This window comes from Streptomyces sp. NPDC096012, from assembly GCF_040426375.1.
Classification (GTDB): domain Bacteria; phylum Actinomycetota; class Actinomycetes; order Streptomycetales; family Streptomycetaceae; genus Streptomyces.
Genome location: NZ_JBEOTD010000037.1, coordinates 19,309 through 38,341 on the forward strand (window position 1 = coordinate 19,309; position 19,033 = coordinate 38,341).

Annotated in this window: 2 protein-coding genes; both read left to right on the forward strand. The window is 76.3% G+C overall.

Annotated elements, in window-relative coordinates:
- The first annotated feature begins 170 nt into the window (after positions 1–170).
- Complete coding sequence (locus tag ABVB68_RS28775) at positions 171–536, forward strand: hypothetical protein (protein ID WP_353604112.1); 366 nt, start codon at positions 171–173, stop codon at positions 534–536.
- On the forward strand, positions 533–18,952 hold the full coding sequence (locus tag ABVB68_RS28780; protein WP_353604109.1) for a non-ribosomal peptide synthetase: 18,420 nt from the start codon (positions 533–535) through the stop codon (positions 18,950–18,952). Before ABVB68_RS28775 ends, ABVB68_RS28780 begins: the two co-directional genes overlap by 4 nt.
- The last annotated feature ends 81 nt before the right edge of the window (positions 18,953–19,033 follow it).

The window sequence follows — 19,033 nt, forward strand, 5'->3', positions numbered from 1 at the left end:
CGGCCCCGCCGACACCTCGGGCACCTCGCACACCGCGGATGCCGCACAGGATGCCGCGGTCACCCCAGGCGCCGGACCCATTTCCGGCCGAACAGGCGGGCCCGGTGAGGGAATCGGCACGCGTGCCGGAGACGGAGACGGACCGCGTGCCGGAAATGGAGGCGCACCGCGTGCCGGTAACGGACCGGGTGCCGGTGTCGGAGGCGCTCCGCGTGTCGGTGACGGACCCGGTGCCGGAGGCGCTCCGCGTGTCGGTGACGGACCCGGTGTCGGAGGCGCTCCGCGTGTCGGTGACGGACCCGGTGTCGGAGGCGCTCCGCGTGTCGGTGACGGACCCGGTGTCGGAGGCGCTCCGCGTGCCGGAGACGGACCGGGTGCCGCTGCCGGAGGCGCACCGCGTGCCGGAGACGGACCGGGTGCCGCTGCCGGAGGCGCACCGCGTGCCGGTGACGGGCCGGGTGCCGCAGACGGGCCGGGTGCCGCAGGCGGGCCCGGCGGTGCCGGGGCCGTCGGCGACGACCACGTGGCGTACGTGATCTACACGTCCGGTTCCACCGGGACGCCCAAGGGCGTGGCGGTGACCCACCGCGGCATCGGCGGCTTCACGGCCGCCGCCGGCGAACGTTACGCCGTGGGCCCCGGCGACCGCGTGCTGCAGTTCTCCTCGCCCAGCTTCGACGCCTCCGTACTGGAGTTGTGCATATCCGTGCTCTCCGGCGCGACACTCGTGGTGCCGCCGCACGGCCCCTGGCTGGGCGACGAACTCGGCGCCGTCCTGGACGACCACCGGATCACCCACGCCCTCATCCCGCCGGCCGCCCTGGCCACCCTTCCCGACCCGGCTCGGGGCACCGCCCGCCGGCTGCGCACACTGATCGTCGGAGCCGAGGCCTGCCCGGCCGGACTCGTGGACCGCTGGGCACCCGGTCGCCGCATGATCAACTCCTACGGGCCCACCGAGGCCACCATCGTCGCCACCTGGACCGGGCCGCTCACCGCGGGCCGCGGCACGCCGACGATCGGCGACGCCCTGCCGCACACCCGGGTGTACGTCCTCGACGCCGCGATGCGTCCCGTACCGCCCGGCGCGGACGGGGAGTTGTTCGTGGGCGGCGACGCGGTCGCCCGCGGCTACCTGGGCCGGCCGGGACTGACCGCCGCCCGTTTCGTCGCCGACCCCTTCGGGGTGCCCGGCGGCCGCCTCTACCGCACGGGGGACCGGGCCCGCCGGACCCCCGACGGGGAGCTGGAGTTCCTCGGCCGCCTCGACCGGCAGGTGAAGATCCGCGGCTTCCGCATCGAACCGGGCGAGATCGAGGCGGCCCTGGTGCGGGCCGGCGGCGTCGGCGAGGCCGTGGTCGTCGTACGGGAGGACGACCCCGGCAGACGGCGCCTCGTCGGCTACGTCACGCCCGCCGGGCCGGCAGCCGCCCCCGACCCGGCGGCCCTGCGCACCGCGCTGGCCGGCGCCCTGCCCGCCCACATGGTGCCGTCCGCCGTCGTGGTCCTGGACCGGTTCCCGCTCACCGAGAACGGCAAGACCGACCGGGCCGCCCTGCCCGCCCCGGACCGTGCTCCCGCGGCCGGTCACGTGCCGCCGCGCACCGCCCGGGAGCAGGACCTGGCCGCCATCTGGTCGGACGTCCTGGGCGCCGAACCGGTCGGCGTCACCGACGACTTCTTCGAGCTGGGCGGCGACTCGGTCCTCGCCGCCCGCGCCCTGGGCCGCATCCGGGACGACCTCGGCGTCCGGCTGACCATGCGGGACGTCTTCACCGCGCGCACCGTCGCCGCCCTGGCCCCGCTGCTCGGCGACCCGTCAGCCGCCGCGCCGCCGGAGCCGATCCCGGCCGCCCCCCGCGCCGGCGGCCTCCCCCTGTCCAGCGCCCAGCGGCGGCTGTGGTTCCTCGACGACCTCACCGCCGGCGGCACCGAATACAACACCGGTGTGTCCCTCAGGCTGAGCGGCGCGCTGGACACGGACGCCCTGCGCCGGTCCCTGACGCGTCTCGCCGCCCGCCACGACGCCCTGCGCACCACGTTCGCCACCGTCGACGGACAGGGCGTCCAGCGCGTCGCACCGGAGCCCCGGCTGCCGCTGCGCACGGCCGACCTGCGCGACGTACCCGCGGCCCACCGCGCCGAGAACGCGCGGCGGCTGCTCACCGACGAGCTGAACGACCCCTTCGACCTGGCGGCCGGCCCGCTCACCCGCGCCCTGCTCGTCCGTCTCGCCGACCAGGACCACCTGCTGCTCCTGGCGCAGCACCACATCGTGACCGACGGCTGGTCCGTGGGCGTCCTCACCCGGGAACTCGCGGCCCTGTACCACGCGGAGGCCACCGGCGAACCCGACGGGCTGCCCGCACCGGCCGTGCAGTACCCCGACTTCGCCGTGTGGGAGCAGCGGCAGCGGTCCACCGGGACGGACGCGCAGGACCTCGCCTACTGGAGACGGCACCTGGCGGGCATCCAGCACCTGGAACTGCCCACGGACCGGCCCCGGCCCGCCGTCCGCACCGCCGTCGGCGCGGCACACCGGCACCACCTCCCCGCGGACCTGGTCGACCGGCTGCGGCAGCTGGCCGGCGGACGGGGCACCACGGTGTTCACCCTGTTCGCCGCCGCCTCCGCGCTGCTGTTCTCCCGCTACTCCGGCCAGCGGGACGTGGCCTTCGGCACCGTCACCAACGGGCGGGGGCGCCCGGACCTGGAGGACGTGGCGGGCTTCTTCGCCAACACCCTGGTGCTGCGCGGCGACGTGGACGAGACGATGACCGTGGACCGGTTCGTGGAGCACATGCGCGCGACGGTGCTGGACGCCTTCGCCCACGACGCGGTGCCCTTCGACCGGGTGGTGGAGGAACTCGCGCCGCCCCGTGACCCGAGCCGTACCCCCCTGGTCCAGGCGCTCGTCGTGCAGCAGACCGCCATGGGCGTGCCCCGGCAGGCGGGCGGCCTGCGCTTCGACGCCCACCCGCTGCCCCGTCCCGCCGCCCGCTTCGACCTGGTCCTGGAGTTCGCGCCGGACACGGACGGCGGCTGGGTGCTGACCGCCGAGTTCGACACCGGCCTGTTCGAGGCCTCGACCGTGGCCCGCGTCTGCCGTCATCTGCACCGTCTGCTGGACGGCATGGCCGACGGACCGAGCCGGACGCTGACCGAACTGCCCATGCTCGCGGACGACGAGCAGCGCACCCTGGTCGACAGCTGGAACCCGCCCGTACGGCGTGTCCGCGACACCGGGGCCGGCACGCTGCCCGGGCTGTTCCGGGCGCAGGTGGACCGCACCCCGGACCGGACCGCCGTGGTCTGCGGCTCCGACCGGCTCGACTACGCCGAGACCGACCGGCGGGCCAACCGCCTGGCCCGGCTGCTCGTCGCCCGCGGCGCCGGCCCGGAGGCCCTGGTCGCGCTGTGCCTGCCGCGCTCCGCCGACCTCGTGCCCGTGCTGTGGGCGGTGCTGAAGGCGGGCGCCGGCTACCTCCCCGTCGACCCCGCCTACCCGGCCGAACGCGTCCGCTTCATGCTCGACGACGCCCGCCCCACGCTCGTGCTCGCCACCCGCGAGACCGCCGCCGCCCTCCCCGGGGACTGCGAGCCGCTGCTCCTGGAGGACTGCGACCGGCTGGCCCGGCAGGTCTGCGCGGACCCCGCGACGGCCCAACGCGACCTGGGCGACGACGACCGCGTCCGCCCGCTCTCGCCGGACCACCCCGCGTACGTCATCTACACCTCGGGTTCGACCGGCCGCCCCAAGGGCGTCGTCGTCACCCACCGCAGCGTCGCCGCGCTCGCCGCCTGGGCGGCGGAGCGGTTCGGCCCGGACCGGCTGGCGCACGTGATCGCCTCCACCTCACTCAACTTCGACGTCTCCGTCTTCGAGCTGCTCTGCCCGCTGCTCGCCGGCGGCAGCGTGGAGGTCGTCGCGGACCTGCCGTCCCTCGCCGACACGCCGGGCGGCCCGCGGCGTGCCGGTCTCGTCAGCGGCGTGCCGTCCGTGATCTCCCGGCTGGTCGCCGACGGAGCGGCCCCGGTGACGGCGGACACGGTCGTCCTCGCCGGCGAGGCCCTGCCCCTGCAGACCGTGCGCGACCTGCGCGCCGCCATGCCCGGCTGCGAGATCGCCAACGTCTACGGGCCCACCGAGGCCACCGTGTACGCCACCGCCTGGTACGCCGGCGACCGGACCCCCGGTCAGGCCCCGCCCATCGGCCGCCCGGTCGCCCTCACCCGGGCCTACGTCCTCGACCGTGCGCTGCGCCCGCAACCCCTCAAAGTCACCGCCGAGTTGTACCTCGGCGGCGCCGGACTCGCCCGCGGCTACCTGGGCCGGCCCGGCCTGACCGCCGCCCGGTTCGTCGCCGATCCGTTCGGCGCCCCCGGCGACCGCATGTACCGCACCGGGGACCTGGCGCGCTGGAGCGCGGACGGTGAACTGGAGTACGTCGGCCGGATCGACCAGCAGGTGAAGGTGCGCGGCTTCCGCATCGAACTCGGCGAGGTGGAGGAGGCGCTGCGCGGCTGCCCGGGCGTGGCCGAGGCCGCGGCGACCGCTTCCGAGAACGACGGGCACCGGCGCCTGGTCGGGTACGTCGTCCCCGCCCCCGGGGAGCGGGTGGAGCCGGAGGCGGTCCGCCGGGCGCTCGGCCGCACCCTGCCCGACTACATGGTCCCCTCGGCCGTCGTACCGCTGGACGCCCTGCCGCTCAACCCCAACGGCAAGCTCGACCGCGGCCGGCTGCCCGACCCGGGCCCGGCCGTGCCCGCCGTACGGCACGTGCCGCCCCGCACCCCGGCCGAGCGCACCCTCGCCGCCATCCTGTGCGACGTACTGCGGGTCGAGCGGGTCGGCGTCGACGACAACTTCTTCGAGCTGGGCGGCGATTCGATCCTCAGCATCCAGGTCGTGGCACGGGCCCGCCAGGAGGGCCTGGCGCTGACCTCCCGGGACGTCTACCAGCACCAGACGGTGGCCGCCCTCGCCCGGTGCGCGACCGCCGCGGCCGCCCTGCCGGCGGCCGGCGCCGAAGCGGCGGAGGCCACCGGGACGACGCCCCTGACACCCATCCAGCACTGGCTCCTCGACACCGCGGCCGACCGGGCCGCCCACTTCGCGCAGGCGCTGTCCCTCGAACTGCCCGACGACCTGGACCCCGCGGCGCTGCGGGACGCACTGGACGACGTGGTCGCCCACCACGACGCCCTGCGCTCCCGGTTCGTCGCCGCCGACGACGGTTCCGGCGCGGTCCGGTGGCACATCGACGAGCGCGCGGCCCCCCTCACCCTGACCCACCACACCGGCCCCGACACCGACACACCCCACTTCGGCCCCTTCGACCTGGCCCGGGGACCGCTGCTGCGCGCCGTGCTGCACGACCGCGGTCCCGGCCGGTCCCGCGTGCTGCACCTGGCCGTGCACCACCTCGTCGTCGACGGCGTCTCCTGGCGGCTGCTGCTGGAGGACCTCGACCGCGCCTACCGGGCCCGGCGCGCCGGCGGCGACGGCGCGGCGGCGCTGCCCGCCAGATCCTCGGCACTGCGGCACTGGGCCCGCCGGCTGGCCGCCCACGCCGCCGACGGCGGTTTCGCCGACGAGACGGAGTACTGGAACACGGCCCTCCCGGACACCGAGCCCCCGCTGCCCGCCGACCTGACCGGCGCCGACACCTACGCCTCGGCCCGCGCGGTGACCGTACGACTGAGCCCGAAGGACACCGCCGTCCTGCTGCGCACCCTGCCCGACACCTACCGCACCCAGGTGAACGACGTGCTGCTCAGCGCCCTCGGACGGGCGCTGTGCGGCTGGAGCGGCCGGGACCGGGTGGTGGTGGACGTCGAGGGGCACGGCCGCGAGGAACTCTTCGCCGACGTGGACCTCAGCCGCACCGTCGGCTGGTTCACCACCCGCTACCCGGTCGCCCTCGCCGTCCCCGAAGAGAGCGGCTGGGACGCCGTACTGAAGCAGGTCAAGGAGCAGCTGCGGGCCGTACCCCGGCACGGGCTCGGCCACGACGCGCTGCGCCATCTCGCCACGCCCGGGCCGGCACCGCGGACTCCCACGGCCCAGGTCAGCTTCAACTACCTGGGCCGGATGGGGGTGTCGGACGAGCCGGACGGCCTGTACCGCGGCACCGTCCGGCCGCTCGAGCTGGACGCCGACCCGCGGTCCGGACGCCCGCACCCGCTGGAGGTCGTGGGCCGGCTGGACGGCGACACCCTGGAGTTCAGCTGGTTCTACTCCGGCGGCCGGTACCGGCACGACACGGTCGCGGCGCTGGCCCGGCGGTTCGCCGACGCACTGGCCGACCTCGCCCGGCACGCCGCCCGGCCGGGGGCCGCCGGGCGCACCCCGTCCGACTTCCCGCTCACCTCGCTGGACCAGGCCACCGTGGACCGGCTCGCCGGGCAGGACCCGGCGGCGGTGGAGGACGTCCTGCCGCTGACCCCCACCCAGGCCGGCATGCTCTTCCACGGCCTCTCCCAGGACGACCGCGGCGTCTACTTCCAGCAGCTGACCTTCGTCCTGGACGGCGTCCCCGACCCGCGGGCCCTCGAAGCCGCCTGGCAGCGGGTCACGGACCGCACCGCGGTGCTGCGCGGCCGGGTCGTCTGGCAGGACGTACCCGAACCGCTCTTCGTGGTGCAGCGCCACGCCGCCGTGCCCGTCACGCACCTCGACTGGCGCGAACTGACGGACGACGAGCGCGCCGCCCGGCTGGACGAGCTGACGGACCGGGACCGCGCGGCCGGCATCGACCTGGCGCGGGCCCCCCTCCAGCGGCTGGCGCTCGCCCGCGTCTCGGACACCGCCGTGCGTGTGGTGTGGTCCTTCCACCACCTGATCCTGGACGGCTGGAGCCTCTTCCAGGTGCTCTCCGACGTCTTCGCGGCCCACGCCGGATCCGGCCCGGACGCCCTGCCGGACCGCCGCCCCTACCGGGACTACGTGGCCTGGCTGCGCACCCGCGACCGGGCCGAGGCCGAGGAGCACTGGCGCCGGCGCCTGAGCGGGCTGACCGAGGCCACGCCGCTGCCCTTCGACCGCGAGCCGCGCGAGACCCACCGCGCCGAGTCCACCCGGGCGGTGCGCGTCACGCTGCCCGACGACCGGACCCGCGCGCTGGAGGAACTCGCCCGCAGCTGCGGGGTCACCCTGAACACCCTCGTCCAGGGCGCCTGGGCGCTGCTGCTGGCCCGGCAGGCGGGCCGGGACGAGGTGGTCTTCGGCACCACCGTGTCCGGGCGGCCGCCCGAGCTGCCCGGCGCCGACTCCATGACCGGTCTGTTCATCGCCACCCTGCCCACCCGCGTCACCGTCCCCGCCGGCGGCACCCTGCGCGACTGGCTCCGCCGCCTCCAGCACGACCAGAGCGAGGACCGGCGCTTCGACCACGTGCCGCTCACCCGGATGCGGGCGCTCACCGGACTCCCGGAACGCGTCACCCTGTTCGACAGCATCGTCGTCTTCGAGAACTACCCGGTGGACGACCGCCCGGCCGCCGCCCACGGGCTGGGCCTGAGCGGCCTCGACGGCATCGAGACCACCAACTACCCGCTGAGCCTCGTCGCCTACCCGGGTGCCCGGCTGGCGCTCCGGCTGGGCTACGACCCGGAGCTGTTCGACGCCACGACCGTCCAGCGGCTGGCCGAGTACCTCGGCGTCCTGCTGCACGGCATGGTGACGGGAGCCGAACGGCCGCCCGCGCGGCTGCCGTTGCTGACGCCCGAGCGCCGCGAGCAGGTGCTGCGCGAGTGGAACGACACCGCGACCGGCCTCCCCGAGGCCACCGTCGCGGACCTCTTCGCCGCACAGGTCCGGCGCACACCCGACGCCGTGGCCCTGGAGGCCGGCGACCGGCGCGTCACCTACCGCGAACTCGACGCGGCGGCCTCCGCGTTGGCGCACCGCCTCGCGGGCCTCGGGGTGCGGGCCGAACGCCCGGTGGGCGTGCTGATGGACCGCTCCGTACAGCTGGTCGTCGCCCAGCTGGCGCTGGTGCGCACCGGCGGGGTGTACGTCCCCCTGGACGGCAGGGCACCCCGCGAACGGCTGCGCCGGATGCTGGCCGAGGCCGGAGCCGACCTGCTGCTCACCGACACCGCGTGGCAGGAGAGTGCCGGACAGCTGCTGCCCGCCGACGGCATCCTGCGGCTGGACGACAGCGCGGTGCCGTCGGGTGGTGGCGGTTCGGGACCGGCTGACGACGCGTCCGCTTCCCGCGACGGGGGTTCGGGAGCGGCTGACGACGCGTCTGCTTCCGGCGATGGTGGTTCGGGACCGGCCGGCGATGCTTCGGCGTCCCGCAGCGGGAGTCCGGGAGCGGCCGGTGACGCCTCGGTGTCCCGCAGCGGGGGTTCGCGGCCGGCCGGCGGGGCCGCGGCGTCCGGCGACGCGGTCGCGGTGGGCGCCGGATCGCCGGGGGACCGGGCGGTCCATCCCGACAACGTCCAGTACCTGATGTTCACCTCCGGCTCCACCGGAGTGCCCAAGGGAGTCGCGGTACGCCAGCGGGACGTCGCCGCGCTCGCCCTCGACCGAGCCTTCACCGGCCACGACCGGGTCCTCGTACACTCCCCGCACGCCTTCGACGCGGCCACGTACGAGGTGTGGGTGCCGCTGCTGCGCGGCGGCACGGCGGTCCTGGCACCGCCGGCCGACCTGGACGCCGCCGCCGTCCGGCACGCCGTCACCGAACGCCGGGTCGGCTGCCTGTGGCTGACCGCGGGCCTGTTCCGGCTCCTCGCCCAGGAGGACCCCACCTGCCTGCGCGGCGCGCGCGAGGTGTGGACGGGCGGCGAGGCCGTGCCCGGAGCGGTCGTACGCCGTGTCCTGGACGCCTGCCCCGGCCTCACCGTGGTCGACGGCTACGGCCCGACCGAGACCACCACCTTCGCCACCCGGCGCGTCTTCCGCTCCGGCGACCCGCTGCCCGCCGTGCTGCCCATCGGACGGCCGCTGGACAACACCCGCGTGTACGTCCTGGACGCCGCACTCCAGCCCCAGCCACCCGGCGTTCCGGGCGAGTTGTTCATCGCCGGGGCCGGCGTGGCCCGCGGCTACGCGGGGCGGCCGGGGGCGAGCGCCGCCCGCTACGTGGCCGACCCGTTCGGGCCGCCCGGCGGCCGGATGTACCGCACCGGCGACGTCGTGCGCTGGAGCGCCGACGGCGAGCTGCACTTCGTGGGCCGTGCCGACGACCAGATCAAGATCCGCGGCTTCCGCGTCGAACCCGCCGAGATAGAGGCCCGGCTGACCGCCCACCCCGCCGTCGCCGAGGCCGTCGTGTCCCTGTACGAGGACGGCGGGCGCAAACGCCTCGCGGCCCACCTCGTGGCGGCCGACGGCGCCGCCGTGCCCTCCGGCGCCGAGCTGCGCACCCATCTGGCGGCCGGCCTGCCCGACTACATGCTGCCCGCCGCGTTCGTCACCGTGCCGGGACTGCCGCTGACCGCCAACGGCAAGGTCGACCGGCGCCAACTGCCCGACCCCGACTGGTCGGCGGCCGGCGGCGACCGCGCCCACCGCGCCCCGCGCACCGACGCCGAGCGCGTCCTCGCCGGGATCTGGGCCGAACTGCTCGGCGTGGAACGCGTCGGCGTCGACGACAACTTCTTCATGCTGGGCGGCGACTCCATCCTCAGCATCCAGGTCGTCTCCCGCGCCCGCGCGGCGGGCCTCGATCTCACACCCCGCGATCTCTTCCGCCGTCCCACGGTGGCCGAACTGGCGGCCGCGGGCGGCACCACCGCGTCCGTCGCCGGCACCGGACCGGTCGCCGGCGAGGTCGCGCTGACCCCCATCCAGCACTGGTTCCTCGACCCCCGGCCGCCGCAGGCCGCCTTCTTCAACCAGTCGGTCGTCGTCGAGGCGCCCGGCACCGTCGACCCGGACGCCCTGTGCCGGGCGCTCGCCGCCCTGTGGACCCACCACGACGCCCTGCGCTCGCGCTTCGTCCTCCAGGACGACCGGACCTGGCGCCAGGACGTCACCCCCGCGGACGCCCCCGTGCCCCCGCTGCTCGAGGTCTGCCCGCTCGACGCCGCGACCGCCGAGGAGGCCGAGGCCGGCATCACGGCGCAGGCCCACGCCGGTCTCCGCCTCGACGAGGGCCCGCTGCTCACCGCCCGGCTGTTCACCACCGACGGCCCCCGGCCGGACCGGCTGCTGCTCGCCGTCCACCACCTGGTCGTCGACGGCGTGTCCTGGCGGATCCTGCTGGAGGACCTGGAGACCGCCTACCGGCAGGCCGCGGCGGGGGAGCCGGTGCAGCTGCCGGACCGCACCACCTCCGTCCGGGAATGGGCCGGCCGGCTGCGCGCCCGCACCGCCGGCGGCGGCTTCGCGGCACAGCGCGCCTACTGGGAGGCCACCGCCCGGCACTGCGCGGCGCCGCTGCCGGTGGACGGCGACGGCGGCAACACCAGCGCCGACGTCCGCGAGGTCACCGTCCGGCTGGACCGGGAGCGCACCGACCACCTCCTGCGCACGGTCCCCGGCGTGTACCGCACCCGCATCGACGACGTGCTGCTCACCGCGCTGGGCCGGGTGCTCGCCGACTGGACCGGACGCGACACCGTCGCCGTGGGCCTGGAGGGACACGGCCGCGAGGACCGGATGTTCGAGGACGTCGACCTGTCCCGCACGGTCGGCTGGTTCACCTCGCTCTTCCCCGTCGCCCTCCAGGTCCCCGCAGGCGGGTGGGGGACCGCGCTGAAGGCGGTGAAGGAGCAGTTGCGCGCCGTACCGGACCGCGGCATCGGCCACGGCGCCCTGCGCCACCTCGCACGCGACGAACGGATCGCGGCGGCCCCGGCTCCCGGCATCAGCTTCAACTACCTGGGCCGGTTCGACTGGACCGCCGACGGCGCCGCCCTGGTCGGCGCGGTGCCCGGCGGCCTCGGCGGCGCGGAGGCGCCCGGCACCGAACGGGCCCACCTGCTGGACGTCGTGGCCCGCGTGGAGGACGGCCGGCTGGAGATCACCTGGTACCACAGCCGCGGACGGCACCGCGAGGAGACCGTCACCGGCCTCGCCGAGGGCATGCTGCGGGCGCTGGAGGACATCGTCGCGCACTGCGCCCGCCCCGGGGCCGGCGGCCGCACCCCGTCGGACTTCCCGCTGGCCCGCCTCGACCAGACGGCCGTGGACCGCATCGCCGGGGACGGCCGCGACGTCGCCGACATCCTCCCGCTGACGCCGATGCAGGCGGGGATGCTCTTCCACAGCCTGCTCGAGCCGGGCGGCCCCGCCTACGTCAACCAGGTGCAGCTGGTGCTGTCCGGCGTCACCGACCCGCACGCCCTCGCCGAGGCGTGGCAGCGCACCGCCGACGCCAACCCGGTCCTGCGCACCCACCTGGTGTGGCGGGAGACCCCCGAACCGGTCCAGGTCGTACGGCACCGGGTCACCGTGCCCGTCACCCACCACGACTGGACCGGGTGGCCCGCCGACCGGGGCGCGGCCGCACTGGACCGGCTGCTCGCCGAGGACCGGGAGTCGGGCATCGACCTGGCGGCGGCGCCGCTGATGCGGCTGGCCCTCATCCGCCTCGCACCGGACCGGGTACGCCTGGTGTGGACCTTCCACCACGTGCTGCTCGACGGCTGGAGCGCGGCCCAGGTCTTCGACGAGGTGTGCGAACGGTATGCGGCGCTGGTCTCGGGACGCCGCGCGCAGCCGGCCGAGCGCCGGCCCTTCGCCGACTACCTGCGCTGGCTGGCCGGGCAGGACACCGCCGCGGCCGAACGGCACTGGCGCGAGACCCTCGCCGGGTTCCCCGCGCCGACCGCGCTGCCGAGGGACCGGCAGGCGGCCGGCGCCCACAGCGGCTCCTCGTCCGGAACGGTCCGGGTGACCCTCGACGCCACCGTCTCGGCGCGGCTGCGGGAGACGGCCCAGCGGGCGGGCCTGACCCTCAACACCGTCCTGCAGGGCGCGTGGGCGCTGCTGCTGTCCCGCTACGGCGGCGGTGACGACGTCGTGTTCGGTACGACCGTCTCCGGCCGGCCCGCCGAACTGCCGGGCGTGACCGCGATGGTCGGCCTGTTCATCAACACCCTGCCCACCCGGGCCCGCGTCGACGGGCGGCGCCCGCTGCTGGACTGGCTGCGCGAACTGCAGGCCGCCCAGTCCGAGGCCCGCCGCCACGACTTCGTGTCGCTGGCCCAGGTGCAGACGTGGAGCGAAGTGCCCGGCGGCACCCGGCTGTTCGACTCCATCGTGGTCTTCGAGAACTACCCCTTCGACGAGGGTGCGCTCGCCCGGCACGGGCTGGCCATGGAGACCGAACGGGACCTCGAACCCACCAACTACCCGCTCAGCGTGGTCGTCGCCCCCGGGGACGCCCTGGCCGTGAACCTCGACTACGACCCGGCCGCCTTCGACGCGGCCACCGTGGAAGGGATCGGGCGGAGCCTGCGCACGCTGCTGACGGAAATGGCCGCCGACCCGGACCGCACCCTGGCCGGCCTCCCGCTCCAGGAGCACGGCGCGGCGCGGGAGGTGCTCGGCCGGTTCGCCGGAGCGAGCGTCCGGGCGCCGCACGACACCCTGCCCGAGGCGTTCCGGCGGCAGGTGGCGCGCACTCCCGACGCCCCGGCCGTCATCGCCGGTGAGGAGCGCCTCACCTATCGCGCACTCGACGAGCGCTCCGGCCGGCTCGCCCGGCTGCTCCGCGCCGCCGGAGCGGGACCGGAGCGCTTCGTCGCGCTCGCCCTGCCCCGCACCGCCGACCTGGTCGTGGCGCTCTGGGCGGTCCTCAAGAGCGGCGCCGCCTACCTACCGGTGGACCCCCGGTACCCGGCCGAGCGCATCGCGTTCCTCTTCGACGACGTACGCCCCGACGCCGTGATCACCACCTCCGGCACCGCGGCCGGGCTGCCCGAGGGCCCGTTCACCCGGATCCTGCTGGACGACCTCGGCTCCGACCTCGGCTCCGGCTCCGACCTCGGCTCCGGCTCCGACCTCGGCTCCGACTCCGGCCCCGACTCCGACTTCGGGCGCGCCCGTGACCGGGCCACCGCGCCGGCCGTCCCGACCGGCGCCGACGAGCGGGACCGGCCGGACGGGCCGCACGCCACCCTGCTCCCGGACCATCCCGCCTACGTCATCCACACCTCCGGCTCCACCGGCCGCCCCAAGGGGGTCGTCGTCAGCCACGCGTCGGTGCTGGCCCTCACCGACTGGGCCGCGGCCGAGTTCAGCGGGCGGGGCCTGGAGCACGTCGTGGCGTCCACCTCGCTCAACTTCGACGTGTCCGTCTTCGAGATCTTCTCGCCGCTGCTGTCCGGCGGCTGTGTGGAGGTGGTCCGCGACCTGCTGGCCCTGGCCGAACGCCCCGGGCCGTGGCGCGCCGGACTGCTCAGCGCGGTTCCCTCCGCGCTGGACCGGCTGCTGGCCGAGGACACCGTGCACGTCACGGCGGACACCGTGGTGCTCGCGGGCGAGGGGCTGCCCGCCCGGACGGTCCGCCGGGTCCGCGCGGCCGTCCCCGGCTGCCAGGTACGCAACATCTACGGGCCCACCGAGGCCACCGTCTACGCCACCGCCTTCACCTGCGACCCCGCCGACCCCGACCGCGACCCGCCGATCGGCCGGCCGGCCGGCGGTGCCCGCGCCTACGTCCTGGACGACCGGATGCGCCCGGTGCCCGTCGGCGCGCCCGGCGAGCTGTACCTGGGCGGCACCGGTGTGGCGCGCGGCTACCTGCGCCGGCCCGGCCTGACCGCGTCCCGCTTCGTGCCCGACCCCTTCGCCGCCCCCGGCGACCGCATGTACCGCACCGGTGACCTGGTGCGCTGGACGGCCGACGGCGACCTCGTGTACCTCGGCCGCGGCGACGACCAGGTCAAGGTCCGCGGCTTCCGCATCGAACTCGGCGAGGTGGAGGCCGCGCTGGCCCGGCACCCGGCGGTGGTGGCCGCCGCGGCCCGGGTGGTGGAGCACGACGGCCACCGCCGGCTGGTCGGCTACGCGGTACCCCGGGACGCGGCCCTGCCGGACCCGGCCGAGCTGCGCGCCTTCCTCGGCCGCAGCCTCCCCGACCATCTGGTCCCCGCCCTGGTCGTACCGCTGGAGCGGCTGCCGCTCGGCGCCACCGGCAAGCTGGACCGGCGGGCGCTGCCCGAACCCGTGTGGGCGGCCCCGGCGGCCGGCGGCGGCCGTCCCCCCGGCACCGCGGCCGAGCGCACCCTCGCGGCGATCTGGTCCGAGGTGCTCGGCGTGCCCGAAGTCGGCGCCGACGACAACTACTTCACCCTCGGCGGTGATTCCGTCCTCGGCATCCAGATCGTCTCGGCCGCCCGCCGGGCCGGTCTCGTCCTGACGCCACGGCACCTGTTCACCCACCAGAGCCTCGCCGAACTCGCCGCCGCGGCCGAGGAGTCGCCCACCCCGGCGCACGCCCCCGCCGAACAGGGGCCGGTGACCGGCGACGTGCCGCTCACCCCCGTACAGCACTGGCTCCTCGACACCCTCACCGGCGACCCCGCCCACTTCAGCCAGGCCGTCTCCTACGAGCTGGCGGCCGACACCGACGAGGCGCTGCTGGGGGCCGCCCTGGCCGCCGTGACCGACCACCACGACGCGCTGCGGCTGCGCTTCGAGCGGACCGGAGACGGAGTCTGGCGGCAGCACTGCACGGCGCCCGGGGACGCGCCGCCGCCGCGGCTCGAGGTGCACCGCACCACCGGCCCGCGCGAGGTGGCCGAAGCCCTCGCCACGGGCTTCGACCTGGCGTCCGGGCCGCTGCTGCGGGCCGCGCTGTGCCACCCCGGCGACGGCGCCCGCCCGGTGCTGGTGCTCGCCGCCCACCACCTCGTCGTGGACGCGGTGTCCTGGCGGCTGGTGCTGGAGGACCTGGACACCGCCTACCAGGCCCTGCGGGCCGGGAACCGGCCGGACCTCGGCCCCCGGAGCACCTCGTTCGCCACCTGGGCCCGGCGCCTCGCCGCCCACACCGAGGCCGGCGGCTTCGACGGCGAACGCGCCCACTGGCGGGACTTCGACGCCGACGTCTCCCTGCCGGCGGACCACACCGGCGGGGCGAACACCACCGCCGTGGAGGAGAGCGTGACGGCGGGCCTCGACGCCGAGGACACCCGCCGGCTGCTGCAGGACGTACCCGACGTGTACCGCACCCGCGTCAACGACGTGCTGCTGTGCGCGCTCGGCCGGGTCCTGGCCCGCTGGACCGGCCGGGACCGGGTGGCGGTGACCCTGGAGGGGCACGGCCGCGACGACCTCTTCGGCGACGTCGACCTCACCCGCACCGTCGGCTGGTTCACCACCCTCCACCCGGTCGCCCTGGACGTGCCGCGGGACGCGGACACCGGCACCGTCCTGAAGGCCGTCAAGGAGAACCTGCGCGCCGTACCGCACGGCGGGCTCGGCTACGGCGCCCTGCGCTTCCTGCACCCCACGGACCGCCCGGACCTGCCCGGCCTGCCCCAGGTCTGCTTCAACTACCTGGGCCGGCAGGACGGCGGCACCTCGCCCGGCGGCCTGGTGCTGGCGCCCCACGACGCACTCACCGGCGGCATGGACCGCGCGGCCGACCGCCCGCACCTGCTCGACGTCCTCGGCCGGGTGACCGGCGGGGAACTGCGGTTCACCTGGTCCTACTCGCGCGAGGTGCACCGGCGCGAGACCGTCGCCCGGCTCGCCGCCGAACTCACCGGCGAACTGCGCGCCATCGTCCGGCACTGCGCCGAGCCCGGGGCCGGCGGCCGCACCCCGTCCGACTTCCCGCTCGCCCCGCTGGACCAGGCGGCCGTCGACCGGCTCGCCGGCACCGGAGCCGACGTCCAGGACGTGTACCCGCTCACCCCCACCCAGACCGGCATGGTCGTGCACGGCCTGGACGACGCCGCCCACGGCCTCTACGTCGAGCAGATCACCTTCGAGGTGGACGGCGCCGGCGACACCCGTACCCAGGCCGCCGCCTGGCAGCACGTCGTCGACCGCACGCCCGTCCTGCGCACCTCCGTCGCCCTGCACGACGTGCCGCTGCCCCTGCAACTCGTCCACCGCACCGTGTCGCTGCCCGTCACCGAGCACGACTGGAGCGGCCTGCCGGCCGACCGGCTGGCCACCGAACTGGAACGGCTGCTCGCCGAGGAGCGGGCCCGGGGCATCGACCTGGACCGCGCCCCCCTCATGCGGCTCGCCCTGGTCCGCCTCGGGACCGGCGCGGTGCGCGTGGTGTGGACCTTCCACCACGTCCTGCTCGACGGATGGAGCGTCTTCCACGTGCTGTCCGACGTCCTGGCGGCACACGCCGCGCTCGCCCGCGGCGAGCGGCCCCGGCTGCCCGAGCGCAGGCCGTTCGCGGACTACGCGGCCTGGCTCGCCGCCCGGGACACCGGCCGGGCGGAGCAGCACTGGCGCGGTGTCCTGGCCGGCCTGACCACCCCGACCCCGCTGCCCTACGACCGCCGGCCCGCCCCGGGCGGCACCGCCCGCTCCGGCACCTGGCTGTCCCAGCGGCTCGACACCGCCACCACCCGGGCGCTCCAGGACTTCGCCCGCCGCCACCGGCTCACCCTCAGCTCCCTGGTCCAGGGGGCCTGGGCGCTGCTGCTGGCGCGCTGGAGCGGGGAACGCGAGGTGTGCTTCGGCACCACCGTCTCCGGGCGGCCCGCCGACCTGCCCGGCGCCGACACGATCACCGGGCTGTTCATCACCACCCTGCCCGCCCGCGTCACCGTCGACGGCTGCGCGCCCTGCGGCACCTGGCTGCGCGGCCTCCAGGACGCGAGCGCCGAGGACCGCCGCTTCGACCACATGCCGCTCAACGAACTGCACGCGCTCAGCGCCGTACCCCCGGGCACCGCCCTGTTCGACAGCCTGGTGGTGTTCGAGAACTACCCGGTCGGCGACGCCACGGCCGGCGCGCACGGTCTCACGCTGCGGGAACTGGACGCCCGGGAGGCCACCAACTACCCCCTCACCGTGGTCGTCTCACCCGGAGACCGGCTCGCCGTCGAACTCGGCTACGATCCCCGGTGCTTCGACGCGGTCACGGCCGGCTCCCTGGCCCGGCAGCTGCTGCACACCCTGCGGGCGCTGGCCGGCTCGGACGGCACGGCGCGCCTGGACGACCTCGACGTCCTGCCGCCCGCCGACCGGGCCCGGCTGCTCCGCGGACCGGCCCGCCCCGACCTCGGCCCGGTGCTCCCGGTCACCCTGCCCGCCCTCGTGGAGGCCGCCGTGGACCGGTGGCCCGGCGCACCGGCGCTCGCGGACCCCGGCCGGCTGCTGTCCTTCGCGGAGACCGACGAGCAGGCCAACCGCCTGGCGCACCGGCTCATCGCCCGGGGCGCCGGGCCCGGCACCCTCGTCGCGCTGCTGCTGCCACGCTCGGCGGACATGGTGCTCGCGCAGCTCGCGGTGGCGAAGTCGGGCGCCGCCTTCCTGCCGGTCGACCCCGCCTACCCGGAGGAGCGCATCGCGCTCATGCTGCGGGACGCCGCCCCCGCCCTCACCCTCGACGGCAAGGAGATCGCTGACCTGCTGACCGCACCCGGGGACAGCGCCCCCGGGCACCGGCCCACCGATACCGACCGGACCCGCCCGCTCGACCCGGACGACCCGGCCTACGTCATCTACACCTCCGGCTCCACCGGCACCCCCAAGGGCGTCGTCGTCACCCACCGCGGTCTCGCCGCGTTCTCCGCCGCCGAGGCCGCCCACTACCAAGTGGCCCCGGGGGACCGGGTGCTGGCCTTCGCCACGCCCAGCTTCGACGCCTCCGTGCTGGAACTGTGCGCGTCCCTGCCGCACGGCGCCCGCCTGGTGGTACCCGCGCCCGGCCCCCTCCTCGGCGCCGCACTGGCCGACGTGCTGCGGTCCGAGCGCATCACCCACACCCTGCTGCCGCCGGCCGCCCTCGCCACCCTGCCGCCCGGCACCCCGGGCACCCTGCCGGACCTCAAGACGGTCATCGTCGGCGCCGACGCGTGCGGGGCCGAACTGGTCGCCCGCTGGGCCCCCCACCACCGCATGGTCAACTCCTACGGGCCCACCGAGGCGACCGTCGTGGCCACCTGGTCCGCACCCCTGGAACCGGACGGCGGCGCGCCGCCCATCGGCCGCCCGCTGCCCGCGACCGGCGCCTACGTCCTCGACGCCCGGCTGCGGCCGGTCCCCGACGGGGTACCCGGTGAACTCTGGCTCAGCGGGCCGGCCCTGGCCCGCGGCTACCTGGGCCGCCCGGGCCTGACGGCGGCCCGGTTCACGGCCGACCCGTTCGGGCCGCCCGGCACCCGCATGTACCGCACCGGCGACCTGGTGCGCCGCGACGCCCACGGCGAGCTGCACTACCTGGGCCGCACCGACCACCAGCTCAAACTGCGCGGCCACCGCATCGAGGCCGGGGAGGTCGAGGCCACCCTGGTGCGCCACCCCGCGGTGCTGGACGCGGTGGTGAGCGTGCGCGAGGACGAACCGGGCCTGCCGCGCCTGGTCGCCCACCTGCTCACGGCGCCCGGCGCACAGCCGCCGGCCGGCGCCGAACTGCGTGCGCTGGCCGCCCGTTCGCTGCCGGGCCACATGGTTCCCACGGCGTTCGTGGCGCTCGACCGCTTCCCGCTCACCGAGAACGGCAAGACCGATCGTGCTGCCCTGCCCGCGCCGGAACCGGTCGTCGAGCAGGCGCGGGCCGAGTACGTGGCACCGCGCACGCCGACGGAGGAGGTTCTGGCGGACATCTGGGAGGAGACCCTCCGCACGGCCGTGGGCGCCGAGGACGACTACCTGGCGCTGGGCGGCGACTCGATGCGCGCCCTGCTCATCGCCTCCCGCGCCAACGACGCGTTCGGCGTCACGCTCACCCCCCGCGACGTCCTGGTCTCCCGCACCGTCGCCGCCCTGGCGGAACTGGTGGAGGAACAGGTGCTGCGCGAACTCGAAGACGCCGCGTACGGCGGCCCCGACCACGACGAACAGTGAGGATCCGACGGCCATGACGTCTTCGAACCCCACGAACCCCTCCGGAACGGACCCCGTGAACCCCACCGAGCCGAATACGTC